Annotated in this window: 11 protein-coding genes and 1 pseudogene; 3 read left to right on the forward strand and 9 right to left on the reverse strand. The window is 71.4% G+C overall.

Going from position 1 to position 12,362, the window contains the following annotated elements; genetic code table 11:
- Positions 1-293: 293 nt before the first annotated feature.
- Positions 294-839, forward strand: coding sequence for a MarR family transcriptional regulator (locus tag ABGA99_RS19915; RefSeq protein WP_347583097.1), 546 nt, complete (start codon positions 294-296; stop codon positions 837-839).
- Here ABGA99_RS19915 and ABGA99_RS19920 read toward each other — a convergent pair.
- From ABGA99_RS19920 to ABGA99_RS19935, 4 genes and pseudogenes are all read right to left on the reverse strand, one after another.
- Positions 806-2,236: pseudogene (locus tag ABGA99_RS19920) on the reverse strand (ABC transporter permease). The gene ABGA99_RS19915 and the pseudogene ABGA99_RS19920 overlap by 34 nt on opposite strands.
- Entirely contained in the window at positions 2,233-2,934 is a 702-nt protein-coding gene (locus ABGA99_RS19925) for an ABC transporter ATP-binding protein (RefSeq protein ID WP_347579400.1), read from the reverse strand. Before ABGA99_RS19925 ends, ABGA99_RS19920 begins: the two are co-directional and overlap by 4 nt.
- Positions 2,931-3,977 carry a peptidoglycan-binding protein gene (locus ABGA99_RS19930; RefSeq protein ID WP_347583098.1) on the reverse strand — a complete coding sequence of 349 codons (1,047 nt, stop codon included), beginning with the start codon at positions 3,975-3,977 and terminating at the stop codon, positions 2,931-2,933. Before ABGA99_RS19930 ends, ABGA99_RS19925 begins: the two co-directional genes overlap by 4 nt.
- 95 nt (positions 3,978-4,072) lie before the next feature.
- Positions 4,073-4,540 (reverse strand): hypothetical protein, encoded by a 468-nt coding sequence (locus ABGA99_RS19935; protein ID WP_347579402.1) that lies wholly within the window; start codon positions 4,538-4,540, stop codon positions 4,073-4,075.
- 377 nt (positions 4,541-4,917) lie between these two features.
- Between ABGA99_RS19935 and ABGA99_RS19940 the strand changes: the two genes are divergently transcribed.
- Together ABGA99_RS19940 and ABGA99_RS19945 are read left to right on the forward strand one after the other, a co-directional pair.
- Positions 4,918-5,637 carry a response regulator transcription factor gene (locus tag ABGA99_RS19940; RefSeq protein ID WP_347579403.1) on the forward strand — a complete coding sequence of 240 codons (720 nt, stop codon included), beginning with the start codon at positions 4,918-4,920 and terminating at the stop codon, positions 5,635-5,637.
- A 20-nt stretch (positions 5,638-5,657) separates the two neighbouring features.
- Positions 5,658-7,127 (forward strand): HAMP domain-containing sensor histidine kinase, encoded by a 1,470-nt coding sequence (locus ABGA99_RS19945; RefSeq protein ID WP_347583099.1) that lies wholly within the window; start codon positions 5,658-5,660, stop codon positions 7,125-7,127.
- A 169-nt stretch (positions 7,128-7,296) separates the two neighbouring features.
- Here the strand turns inward: ABGA99_RS19945 and ABGA99_RS19950 are convergent, their stop codons facing one another.
- The 5 genes from ABGA99_RS19950 to ABGA99_RS19970 form a co-directional block, all read right to left on the reverse strand.
- Positions 7,297-8,469, reverse strand: coding sequence for an FUSC family protein (locus tag ABGA99_RS19950; RefSeq protein WP_347583100.1), 1,173 nt, complete (start codon positions 8,467-8,469; stop codon positions 7,297-7,299).
- A 278-nt stretch (positions 8,470-8,747) separates the two neighbouring features.
- Positions 8,748-10,208, reverse strand: a complete 1,461-nt coding sequence (locus ABGA99_RS19955) for an oxygenase MpaB family protein (protein ID WP_347579406.1) — start codon at positions 10,206-10,208, stop codon at positions 8,748-8,750.
- Positions 10,205-10,891 (reverse strand): polyprenyl diphosphate synthase, encoded by a 687-nt coding sequence (uppS, locus tag ABGA99_RS19960; RefSeq protein ID WP_347579437.1) that lies wholly within the window; start codon positions 10,889-10,891, stop codon positions 10,205-10,207. The genes ABGA99_RS19955 and uppS overlap by 4 nt, the downstream gene beginning before the upstream one ends.
- A 406-nt stretch (positions 10,892-11,297) precedes the next feature.
- Positions 11,298-11,945: a histidine phosphatase family protein gene (locus ABGA99_RS19965; protein WP_347583101.1), complete on the reverse strand. Its 648-nt coding sequence runs from the start codon at positions 11,943-11,945 to the stop codon at positions 11,298-11,300.
- A gap of 64 nt (positions 11,946-12,009) precedes the next feature.
- Complete coding sequence (locus ABGA99_RS19970; RefSeq protein WP_347583102.1) at positions 12,010-12,339, reverse strand: phospholipase domain-containing protein; 330 nt, start codon at positions 12,337-12,339, stop codon at positions 12,010-12,012.
- Between the last annotated feature and the right edge of the window lie 23 nt (positions 12,340-12,362).

The raw sequence follows: 12,362 nt of genomic DNA on the forward strand, positions 1-12,362 counted from the left end.
CATCGTCTCCGGGCTTCGCGGGTGACCGCGGGCCACGACAACGTTGATGCCCTCAAGTCGCGACGCCCGCGCGGGGGTGGCCCCGGCGCGTACCCGGGCGTCCTGCGGGAGGTCTGCACCGCTCGTCCCGCCGGACGTGGGACCGGCCGGCGGGACCGTGCGGCCGCACGCCGGTCGTCCAGGGGATACGATCCACGCGCATCGCGGGCATCCTGGTCGTCATTCCGCGCGTGGAGGAAGCCGAGAGGGGACATAGGCCGCCGGCGATCCGGCGTGGCCCGAACCTGCCCCGCATGGGCGATTTCAACGAGGCCGTCATCCTGGACGCGATCCGCCGCGAACCGCAGGGGCTGAGCCGAGTGGAACTGGCGGCGGCCACCGGTCTGTCAGCGCAGACCGTCTCCAACATCTGCCGCCGTCTGCTCGACGGCGGTCTGGCGCGGGAGACCGGCAAGAAGAGTTCCGGCAGCGGCAAGCCGCGCACGCTTCTCCAGGTCAACGCCGAGTCGCGGTACGTGGTGGGCGCCCACCTGGATCCGGCGGTGATCACCTACGTGGTTCTCGATCTGCTGGGGCGGGTGGTGACGCACCGGCGCCAGCCCACCCCGCAGGTCGTCGCCCCGGACAAGACGATGGCCGGCATCGGCGCCTCGATCCACGCGCTCCTCGCTGACTCGGGCGTGCCGCGGGAGCGGATCCTGGGCCTGGGCATCGCGGCACCGGGGCCCGTCGACATCGAGGCCGGTCTGGTGGTGGACCCGCCGGAGCTGGAGGGCTGGGGGCGCGTACCGCTGCGTGACTCAGGTCAGGTGACTGTGGCCGACGGCTGGGGTTCGTAGAAGGTGCCGTCGCGGAGCATCGCGAAGAGGACGTCGGCCGGTCGTCTGGCGAGGCAGAGCACGGCCTGAGCGTGGTGCTTGCCCTGGGCGATCTTCTTGTCGTGGGAGACCCGCGAGGCCGGGTCGCCCCGGGCGCCACTTATGTGCACGGCCCCGCTTGTGGTTCAGGGGGTGGCCAGGGCCTCGGTGGGGGAGAGGCGGGAGGCACGGATTGCGGGGTAGAGGCCGGCGAGTGCGCCGATGGCCAGGGTGGCGGTGATGCCGCCGATCAGGGCCCAGGGTGGCACGACGGCGGGCCAGTTCTGGGAGCGCGCGAAGGCGGCGGTGGCTCCGCTGCCGAGGAGGGCACCGCCGAGGCCGCCGAGGACGGACAGCAGCAGTGATTCGGTGAGGAACTGGGTGCGGATGTGGCCGCGGGTGGCGCCCAGTGAGCGGCGCAGCCCGATCTCGGCGCGGCGTTCGAGGACGGAGATGACCATGGTGTTGGCCACGCCGACACCACCGACCAGCAGTGCCACGCCGCCTACGCCCAGCAGGAGGCCGGTGAAGGCCTGACTGGCGGCCTGCTTGGCGGCCAGGGCGTCGGAGGGACGGGATACCGTGACCTCGCCGGGTGCTTCGGGGTTGGCGGTGGCGCCCAGGGTTTCGCTGACCCGTTCGACGTGCGAGTCCTGGGTGCGGCTGAAGACGGTGGTCGGGCGGCCGTCGAAGCCCAGCTCGGTCTGGGCCACCGGCCAGCCGATCAGGGCGGCGGCGTCGAGTTCGGGCGCGAGCGGGGCCTTGTCGAGAATGCCGACCACGGTGAACCAGCGCTTGCCGATGAGGACTTGGGTACCGGGTTTGGGATGCCCGATGCCGAGGCGTTCGGCCGCGGTCGCGCCCAGCACCGTGGCCGGGTACGTGCTCATGGGGCTGTTGAGCCAGGTGCCGCCGCGGAGCTTCGCGCCGATGGTGGCGCGCAGGTCGGTGCGGGTGGCGTAGACGGACAGCCCGTTCGTCTCGATTCTGGGGGTCTTGTCGTTGCGGTAGACGTCGGCGTCCTCGATCTGGCCGACGGCGGATACCGATTCCACCTGGGGGATGCGGGCGATCATCCGCTCCGCCGTGGCGGGGAGCGGGGCGTCTCCTCCCGAGAGGGTCTGGCCGGGGGAGACGGTGAGCAGGTTGGTGCCCAGGGAGGCGAGGGTGCGGTCGAGTCCCGCCCGGGAGGACGAGGAGATCCCGACCACGGCGACCATGGCGGCGATGCCGATGGCGATCCCCAGCGCGGAGAGGAAGGCGCGCATCGGGCGGGTGCGCAGGCCGACCGCGCCGACCCGGACGACGTCGCCGGGGTGCAACCGGGTGGGCCGAAGCTCCTCGGTGTCCGCGCGCGGGCGGCGGGTGCTCTCGATCATCGGTGTGTTTCCGCCCGGTCGATGGCGGGTGCCTGACTCGCGTCGTCCGCGACGATGTGGCCGTCGCGCATGCGCACCCGGCGCGGCAGGCCGTCGGCGAGTTCCCGGTCGTGCGTGATGATCACGACGGTGGTGCCGGCGGTGTGCAGGTCGCGCAGGAGTCGCAGTACTCCGGATCCGGCGGCCGTGTCCAGTGCGCCGGTCGGCTCGTCGGCCAGCAGCAAAGCCGGCTCGCCCGCCACGGCGCGCGCGATGGCGACGCGCTGGCGTTCGCCTCCGGACAGTTGGTGCGGCTCGTGGTTCAGGCGGTGGCCCAGGCCGACGCGGCGCAGCACGGCCGCCGCACGGCGGCGGCGCTCGGGGCGGCGCCGGCCTGTGTACAGCAGGCCGTCGGCCACGTTGTCCAGCGCCGGGGTGCCGGAGGCGAGGTGGAACTGCTGGAAGACGAATCCGATCCGGCGAGCTCGCAGCGCGGAGAGATGCGCGTCGGAGAGGGCACCGACGTCGTGGCCGTCGATGCGCACCGTGCCGGACGTCGGCTTGTCGAGGGTGCCCAGGATGTGCAGCATGGTGGACTTTCCCGAGCCGGACGGGCCGACGATGCCGAGGAGTTCGCCGCGGCTGATGTCGAGACGGACACGGTCGAGTGCGGTGACCTCGCCGGGGTAGGTCTTGGTGACGTCGGTCAGGGTGATCACGTGGGCATCCCCACCGTGATGCCTTCGGTGATGCCGTCGCCGGAGATCTCCACCTTCCCGTCCGCGAACAGGCCGGTGGTGACGGAGACATAGCGTGTCGTCGACTTCGTCTCGTCGACGACTTCCACGCCGAAGCCGCCCTGGGGCAGTACGAGCAGCGAGGCCACCGGCACGGTGAGGACGTCCCTGCGGGTGCCGGTGGTGAAGTCCACCTGCACCGCGGCCCGCTCGTAGAAGGCAGCGGACTTCTGCGCGTTCTTGCCTTCCAGCCCGACGACCAGGTTGACCTTCGTTTCTGCTTCTTGCTTGTCGGTGGCCGGCTGTACCTCGGTGGAGACGTCGGTGACGGTGCCCGCGGCGCTGCTGTCGTCGGGAAGGCGGACGGTGACCTTCGTGCCCTTCTCGGCCAGCTGCCGGTCTGCGGAGTCGAGTTCAACGGTGACGGCTTTGGCTGTGCCCGTGTAGGTCAGTACCTCACCGCCCGGCCCGCTCTGCTGGCCCTCGGCGGCCTGACGGCTTTCGACCCGTATCTTCCCCGGCGCGAACACCACCCGTCCCAGCTCGACCCTGCCGGTCTCGGACAGCCCCTGGTCCTCCTGCCAGTCCTCGACGGCCTTCGCGGTCAGGTCGCTGTACTCCTCGTCGACGGTGAATCCGGTGTAGCCGAGTGCGGCCAGACCGGCCTCCAGTTGCCTGACGTCCGGCCCTACAACCCCCGCCGCCAGGTCCCGGAAAGCGGGCTTCGCGCCGTACATCAGCACCACCGGCCGGTTGTCCAGCTCGTACAGCATTCCGCCCCGGCTGATCCGCTTGCCCTCCGCGGGCAGCGCGGTGAAGGTGCCGGCCAGCCGCCCCGTCACGGCGGTGGACGGGCCGTAGCCGAGTTCACCGTCCTCGGTACGGGTGTCCCGCAGCGTCTGCTTCCTGACCGTGGTGGTCTCCGGCGGCAGCCCGTCCGTCTGCGAGCCCTGCGCGTCGTCGCCGCGCACGGTGAACCAGACGAAGGCCAGGGTGCCGCCGGTGGCCAGGGCCAGGGCACCCACGGCGATCCTCCTGCCGCGCCGGGTGCGGCGCCGGGGCGACCCGGATGCGTCGGAGGGTGACTCCTGTGCCGACTGCACGGCGTCCGGCTCGCCCATCACTGCCCCTCCGGGTCGGGCAGCTCGGCCGTGCACTTCTTCTCGGCGGCTTCGCGGTCCGGGTCGTCCATGGCTTCAGGTACAGGCGAGAAGCCGCCGTCGGTCTTGGGGTCGGGCCAGTCCTCCACGCCGTTCTCCCGCAGGCACTCGGCCATCTTCAGCGCACGCTCCACTTCCTGCTGCTGTCCCCCGCCATCGCCTGTTTTCGGCGGCTGGTACTTGCGGCATGCCTGCATGGCCTTGTCCATCTTCCGCGGATCCACGTCCTTGACCGGGGCCGGAACACCGTTCACGGGGTCCTCCACGTCCAAGCCCTGCTCACGCAGGCACTTCGTGAGCTTCAAAGCCTGCTCCTGGAATGCGGAGTCGTCCGACCCCCCGACGCCGCCGGCCCCGCAGCCGGCCAGGAGCAGCGCCAGCGCGGGCGCCGCGAATGCCGTCACCGCCCGGCTCAGAGTTCTTCCCATCTTTGGCACTCCTTGTCGTCCCGCTACGCGGTCGGCCCGGTCGGGCCGACCCGTGTCGTACGAGCCGGAAGAGTGCCGGAGCAGGATCAGCGCGTCCTCAGCGGAACCTCAGAGTTCCCTCAGGCCCGGATGCCCGATGAGGCGACCCGCTGCTGCATGCCCTCACCGGCCACGCCCGTCCCACCGGTGGGCTGAGCGGGCATGCGCGGATGAAAGTGCGCGCCGGAACGCTTCTCCGGCCCTGCCGCAGGAAGATCCGCCCCGCGGGCGCGGTGGCTTGGCGCCGGCGGACTCTGAGTCAACTCTCAGTAAACGCTCAGCTTGGCGGGCCATGATGCCCCTCCGGCCGAGAACGCACCCGCGCAGGGGAGGCATCGATGAGCGAGGCGGGCACGGCACATCGGCGAGGGCCGAAGCCGAGGCTGCTGGTGGTCGAGGACGAGCCGAACCTCCTTGAGGTGCTGGCGGGCAGTCTGCGCTACGCCGGATTCGACACGGCCACCGCGGCCACCGGGCAGGAGGCGCTGGCCGAGGCCCGGCGGCATCGCCCCGACGCGGTCGTCCTCGATGTGATGCTGCCCGACATGGACGGCTTCGAGGTCCTGCGCCAACTGCGCGCGGAGGTACCGGTACCGGTGCTGTTCCTCACCGCCAGGGACGCCACCGAGGACAAGGTCCGCGGTCTGACCATCGGCGGCGACGACTACATCACCAAACCGTTCAGCCTGGACGAGGTGATCGCCCGGATCCACGTCGTGCTGCGCCGGCAGTCACACGCCGGCGGTGACCTCCCGGCCGCCCGGCTGTCCTTCGCCGACTTGGAGCTTGACCAGGAGAGCCACGAGGTGCGGTGCGGCGGTGCGCGGATCTCCCTGTCCCCGACCGAGTTCAAGCTCCTGCGTTACTTCATGGCCAACCCCGGCCGGGTGCTGTCCAAGGCGCAGATCCTCGACCAGGTGTGGAGCTACGACTTCCGCGGGGACGGCGGCATCGTCGAGACCTACGTCCACTCCGTGCGCCGCAAGATCGGCGAGCCGCGAGCCCGGCTGATCCACACCGTTCGCGGAGTCGGCTACGTGCTGCGGCCGCCGTCGTGATCCACCGCGGGCTCGGGCGGTTGTCACTGCAGTTCCGGCTGGTGGCCGCGATCCTCCTGCTCGTCGCCGTGGCGCTCACGGCCATCGGCACAGCCGGAGTGGTCGTCCTGCGCGGGCAACTGCTGGACCGGACCGACGCCCAGCTCGGCCTGGTGGCTCTGGGGTACCCCGACACACCGATCAGTGCCGGCTCGGCAGGTAGCGATACCGAAGGCAAGCCCCAGGTGGCTGGCGTGGGGCTGTACCGGGTCCAGCGGCACGACGCCGACGGGAGCCTGGTGCGCAACCCCCATGAACCGGAGCCCGAGGCCGGGCGGGAAGCGGCGGCATTGGACGTGCCCGAGGACGCGGCCTGGCTGAAGAAGCACGAGGGACACCCGATGACCGTGTCGTCGACAACCAGCGACGGCGACTGGCGCATCCTGGTCCAACCGCTGCCGGACACCTCCGGGTGGATCGTGGCCGCGGCGGCACTCGGCGACCACCAGGCCGTCGTCTCCGAACTCGTGACCGTGGACGTCACCGTGGGTGCACTTTGCCTGCTCACCGTCGCCGTCGTCGGCACGGCGCTCGTACGAACCGCCCTGCGACCGCTCGTCAGAGTCGAGAAGACCGCGGCCGCCATCGCCGCCGGCGACCTCACCCAGCGGGTCCCGGAACATCCGCAGAGGACCGAACTGGGCCGGCTGGGCCGCGCCCTGAACGGGATGCTCGGCCAGATCGAAGGGGCGTTCCGGGCCCGGGCCGAGTCGGAATCGACGGCCCGGCGCTCGGAGGAACGCATGCGTAGATTCGTAGCGGACGCCGGCCACGACCTGCGCACACCGCTGGCGGTGATCCGGGCCTGGGCCGACTACTGCCACCGCGGACCCCGCCGGGACCGTGCGGAACTCGAGCAGATCCTGGCCACCGTGGGAACCGAGGCGACCCGGATGGGCACCCTCATCGAAGACCTCCTGCTTCTGGCCCGCCTCGACCAGCAGCGACCCCTGCGGCGCAGCCCGGTCGACCTGCTGGCCCTGGCCGCCGACGCGGCTCGCGACGCCTGCCTGCTCGCTCCCGACCGGGACATCCGGCTCACGGCGGACGGCAGTACCGCCTACGTGGTCAGCGGCGACGCAGACCGGCTCCGTCAGGTACTGACGAATCTGACCGGCAACGCGCTCACCCACACCCCACCCGGCACACCGGTCGCGCTCAGGCTCCGCCCCGGCCGCCTCGACACCACGGCCGCCGTAGTCCTGGACGTGGCCGACGAGGGCCCTGGCCTCACCGCCGAGCAGGCCGAGCGCGTCTTCGAACGCTTCTACCGCACCGACACCTCACGCACCCGCAGCACCGGCGGTTCCGGTCTGGGCCTGGCCATCGTGGCGTCGCTGACCGCCGCCCACGGAGGAACGGTGATCGTGGACACCGAGCACGGCGCTGGGGCGACGTTCCGCGTCACGCTGCCACTCGCCGGCCCAGCCGCGTCTTCGGAGCAGGAGTGAATGACGGCACGCGTACGAAAGTGGCGCGCACTGCGGCGGGGTGGCGAACCGGGCACGAGACCCGAGGCGACTCGCGAGCGCCTGCTGTGGAGACCTGCCGGTCAGGATGGTCGCCCGCTGCCGGCCGCGAACAGCCGCCCCAAAGGGGCGCGCGGGTGCAGGGCGGCGGTCAGGGTGTCTCGTCGTCGCGCTTGCCGAGCCTGCCCGCCAGCAGCATGAGGCCCAGGCCGATCGCCACGCCGCACGCCGTCCACAGCACGCGGTAGCCCTCGACGGCGTAGTCGCTCCGATGCGGAAGGCTGACCAGGACGAGCACTCCCGCGGCGACGGCCGCACTGGAGAGCGCGTAGTTCCAGAAACGGATCGCCACCGCGTGCATCAGCAGGACGAGCGCGACCACTTCGAGCCCGCGGATCATGGCGAAGAGCTTGGTCCCGGTTTCGCTCGCGGGCAACAGGATCAGCAGCGAAGCCGCGGCAGCGCCGATCAGAGCTCCGGCGAGGCGTTGTGCGGCGACGAGCGTGGTCTGCTCCAGACTCGGCTTCATCGCGATGACGGCCGCGATCGGAATCCAGTAGCCGTACGACAGTTCCAGCCCGAAGGCAAGCGCACAGGCCGACGCCACGCCCCCGGCGCGGATCACCGCGAACGTGATCACCGGCCCGGTCAGCCGCTGCCGTGAGGTGTCATCCGGCAGTTCCGTGACCGGCTGGGGCCGGTCCTCGCGCCCACGGATCAGCCACACGGTGAAGGTCACCGCGATCCACAGCGCCGCTCCTCCCGACCAGGCAAGGACCTGAGCCCAGATGTGGCTGGTGGGACGAGCGTGCTGATGGAGCTGGAACGAAAGCGCGAGCGCGACGATGAACCAGACGTTGAGCAGCAGGGCGGTGGCGAACCTGCGCACCCCGAAGGCGACCGCCAGACCGGCCGCGAGCGTGACCGCGAAACCCACGACGACCAGCCAGCCCCAGGCGGTCCCCCCGATGGCGAAGCCCAGCGCCGTCAGCCCTGCGCCGACCAGCGCGAAGACCGCGATGCGCGCCGCGCGGCGCCCGTAGCTGCCACCGGGGTCGTCCAGTGCCGCGAGCAGTAGGCCGAACAGCGCGCTGAGCAGGTACTGCTCGTGCCCGATCGCCCAGAAGACCAGCATCGGCACCAGCGCGATGTCCAGGAACAGGATCGCCCGCGGCCAGTCGAGGCCTGCGGCGTGGAGACTGAAGATCTTCGACAGCTCGCCCGCGACCTCCTTCCGGATGGCCGGGGTCTCCTTCGGAGTGGTGGAACCCGCCATGGCCGCCTCGCTCGTCTGGTCTCCGCAGATGCCGCTGCGGTCCCGCATTCTCCGTCCCCGCCGTGCTCGCCGCGAAGGGACGCGCAGGCCACGGTGACATGGGGGGCGTCTACCAGTCGTACGGCGGATGCGGGCGTCCCGGGGCAGGGTGCGGACGCGTACCCTGCCCCGGGACGGGGCGCGGCCGGGTCAGCCGGCGAGGGTGCCGCAGAGCCGGGTGAGGGCCCGGTCGAGGTCCTCCCCGGTGATGACCACGGGCGGGGTGAGGCGGATCGTGGGGCCGCGGGTGTTGACCCCCGCGGGCCGGGCGTATGCCCGGGTACGCGTCAGGCGTCGGCGAGGAGCGGGTCGTACGGGGTGCTGGTGCGGCGGCCCGCCATGAAGGAGAGAAAGTCGCCCACGAAGGCGCTCCGGCCGTAGGTGCCGTCGGTGGTGAGGTCGCGGTGGAAGGCGGTGCGGAAGAGGGTTCGGTACTCGTCCGCGTCGATGCTCCCGTTGCCGTCCTTGTCGGTGGCGTCGAAGAGGACCTCAGCAACGCGGATGAGCGCGGGCCCGGCAAGGGAGGGGACGGCGGTGGCGTACTCCTCGGCGCTGACGCGGCCGTCGCCGTCCGTGTCGAGGGCGGCCTGGAGCTCGCGCCACCAGGCGGCGAAGGCGTCGTAGAGCCGGGCCTCCTCGGGTTCGTCCAGGTCGAGGCGGGTGGAGAGTTCGCGTGCCATCGCGGCGAGGTCAGGCCAGTCGAGATGGCCGTCGCCGGTCTGGTCCAGCACTCGGCGGAAGAACTCCTCCGCCGAGCGCCGGCCCTTTTCTGTGGCCGCCGCAGGTGCCGGGCCGGGGCCGGTGTCGCCGCCCAGTGGTGTGAGGAGGCGGAGGAGGGCCGATGCCTGCTTCATGCGGGCGCGCAGGGCGGTTACGGTGCGGGCGCGGGGGTCGTCGCTGTCGGGCGGGAGTGAGAGTGCTTCGATGATGCTTTCGGCATTGATCCAGCGCTCGGGCAGGAATCGGGTGAGCCCGGCGGCGAGGTAGGCGCCCTGCATGAGGGTGGGGGCGCCGGGCATCTCGGGCAGGCCGGCCCGGCGTCGGTAGGGCTCGGGGAGCGAGGCGACGGTGATCGCGCCGATGAGCGGACCGGCGACAGCGCGGCCGGCCGCCCAGAGGGTCGGCGCGCCGTCGAGCAGCGCGGGGGCGGGCAGGTGGTCGAAGAGCCGGTAGAGGATGACGCGGGCCGCCTCGGTGTTCTCCAGCTCGTTCTCGACGACCCGGTCGAAGTATCGCCAGAAGTCGTTCAGGTCCTCGGGGAGTTCTGCGGCGTCGCCGTCGAGCGCGGCCAGGAACGCGCGGTACTCGGCGTACATCCGCTCCATCGTGTCCTGCCCCAGCGGCTGGCCGCTCAGCCGGCACATGGTGACGGCGCTTTCGAAGAGGGTGGCGACCACCCAGGCGCGGGTCGCGCGGTCCCTCGCGTCGTAGGCGCGGCCGCGGGAGTCGGAGCCGCTCATGCGGGCGTGCAGCCGGTTGAGTCGGGCGGCCTCCCGTTCCCGTACCGCTGGATCGGTGCCGAACATACGACGCATGCTGAGGAAGGTGTTGCGCAGTCGGCGCCAGGGGTGGGCGACGAAGACGGAGTTGTCGACGAGGGCGGCGCCGATCTGCGGGTGAGCGGCCTCCAGCACGGTGGCGCGGATGATGGCCAGGGCCCAGCGCGGATCGTCGAAGAAGGCGCTGAAGTGCGATTTCGGGCCGAACAGGAATGCGTCGTCGCCCGTTCCCGTGGTTTCGGTGGTCATGATGGGTCTCCGTTCGTCCGGGCGGGCACGCCGCCGAAACGGCGGTCGCGGCGCCGGTAGGCGTGCAGGTAGGCGAGGAGGTCGGGAGCCCGGAAGTCCGGCCAGAGCACCTCGGGGAAGACCCACTCGGCATAGGCGACCTGCCAGAGCATGAAGTTGGAGATGCGCTGCTCACCGGAGGTGCGGATGACCAGATCCACATCGGGGGTGTCGGGGAAGGGCAGGTGGTCGGCGAAGAGCCGCTCGGTCACCTCGTCGGCCGGCGTCCCGCTGCGGATCAGCGACCTTGCAGCCTCGACGATGTCGCGGCGCCCGCCGTGGTCGAAGGCGACGGTCAGCGTCATCCCCCGGTTGTCGGCGGTGAGCGCCGATAAGTCATAGAAATCCTGGGTCAGTTCACGGGGGATGCGCGGGTCGGCGACCCCGAGGAAACGGCAGCGGATGCCGCGCGCGAGCAGCAGCGGCGCATGCTTGCGCACCACCCGGCGCACCAGACGCATCAGGAATTCGACCTCGGTGCCAGGGCGGGTCCAGTTCTCGGTGGAAAAGGCGTACAGGCTGAGCCACTCCACGCCGGCGGCCCGGGCCGCCTCGATGACGTCGATGACGGCGGTCTCCGCGGCCCGGTGACCCGCCGTACGGGGAAGCGAACGCCGCTGCGCCCAACGGCCGTTGCCATCCATCACGCAGGCCACGTGCCGCGGGACCGGACGCGCCGCCCCCTTGTCCAGCCGCTGATCGCCGGCTCCGCCACCGCGGTGTCGCCCGTCCGGCCCGTCCTCCGTCACCGCGCGTGCGCGCGGGACGCCGTAGTCCGTCACGCCCGGCCCCGCCCTGTCCGGAGCGGCACGGCCGGCCGTACCGCGCTCGGTCACGCCCACCCTGCCTCGCCGCTCCCGCCTCGCCCACGCCCCACCGGCGCGTTCTCTCCTGGGAGTCTGACAGCGCGAACGGGTCCGCCACGGCCGAACGAGTGGCCGTCACCCTCGACGCGTATGTTCGAATATGTCCGACTCGCGCACGCGCGACTGCCGCCTGCGCGGCGAGGGCGTCCGCCAGGCAGTGTCCGGAATCGCCCGCGTGCATCATTTACGGGACAGCTCTGAGTGCGGTGTCGAGATGGCGCGCATCACCGAGGCTGACAACATGGCGGTTGTGGAAGAAGTCGTCCTCGCGCAGCGTGGTGATGCTGCCGGAAGGAGCCCGGAAGCTGACGTAGCCGGCCGACTCGATCGGCATCTTGATCCAGGAGGCGATGACGAAGGTCAGCGAGCCGCCGTGCGTCACGACGATCTGGTGTTCGCACGGACGCTGCAGGATCTCGCCCATGGCCGCGTAGCTGCGCTGCGCCCACTCCGCCTTCGTCTCGGCACCCTCCACACCCTCGTCATGGTCCATCCGTTCCCCGACGGCTGGTGGCGGGACAAAGCGCCGGTCCAGCCACTCCTGCGGCTTCCCTTGCGCCTGGCCGTAGGACTTCTCCCGTAGCCTGCGATCAGGGATCGGGGTCACGCCGAACAGTTCGGCCACCTCCTCGGCGGCTTGCCGGGTGCGCTGCAGATCCGAGGAGAACAGCTCGACCTCGGCGCCGTCCGGGATCCGGGCCCGCAGCGCCTGGGCGAGGGAGGCGGCTGCTCGGAGGCCGGCCGGTGTCAGGCGGGAGTCGTGCCATCCGCCGACGGCTCCCTCGACGTGGTGTGTCGCCTCCGGGTGGGTGACGACGTGGACAGTGCGCACGAGTGCCGGCCCTTCGTGTCGTTGGCAGCCTGCTGATCGCGGCCCGCCACCATAGCCAACGCGATCACGAACCGGTCTTCCCGAGGTGCAGGCTGTGCTCGACCGTGAAGGCCACCGCTGTCGTCCCGGTGTTGGTGCAGACGAGTGTGACCAGGCCGCCCCGGGTGCTGCCGAGAGCGGCGGAGACCTCCGCGGTGGCGCCGTCGGCGTCGAGGTCTCCCGTGAGTCTGCGGGCGAAACCGTCGGGGCCGTAGCAGGAGAGGTCGTACGCACCGCCCCCGTAGATGCGGACGTCGAAGGAGTCGGAGACGGTGCGCCCGGGGGCAGCGGCAGCGCAGCGGCGGACCCCCATGACCAGCGGGCGCCGCATCTGGGTGAGGGCGTGTCCTGCCATGGCAAACAGGACGACGGCCAGCG

Source organism: Streptomyces sp. B5E4 (assembly GCF_039871555.1).
In the GTDB taxonomy this organism is placed as follows: Bacteria; Actinomycetota; Actinomycetes; order Streptomycetales; family Streptomycetaceae; genus Streptomyces.

What these genes read in the sequence shown, in the direction of transcription:
- ABGA99_RS19935 (WP_347579402.1), bottom strand. Translation starts at nt 4,540, where the DNA reads ATGGGAAGAACTCTGAGCCGGGCGGTGACGGCATTCGCGGCGCCCGCG.
- ABGA99_RS19970 (WP_347583102.1), bottom strand. Translation starts at nt 12,339, where the DNA reads ATGGCAGGACACGCCCTCACCCAGATGCGGCGCCCGCTGGTCATGGGG.
- uppS (WP_347579437.1), bottom strand. Translation starts at nt 10,891, where the DNA reads ATGGATGGCAACGGCCGTTGGGCGCAGCGGCGTTCGCTTCCCCGTACG.
- ABGA99_RS19955 (WP_347579406.1), bottom strand. Translation starts at nt 10,208, where the DNA reads ATGACCACCGAAACCACGGGAACGGGCGACGACGCATTCCTGTTCGGC.
- ABGA99_RS19915 (WP_347583097.1), top strand. Translation starts at nt 294, where the DNA reads ATGGGCGATTTCAACGAGGCCGTCATCCTGGACGCGATCCGCCGCGAA.
- ABGA99_RS19950 (WP_347583100.1), bottom strand. Translation starts at nt 8,469, where the DNA reads ATGCGGGACCGCAGCGGCATCTGCGGAGACCAGACGAGCGAGGCGGCC.
- ABGA99_RS19940 (WP_347579403.1), top strand. Translation starts at nt 4,918, where the DNA reads ATGAGCGAGGCGGGCACGGCACATCGGCGAGGGCCGAAGCCGAGGCTG.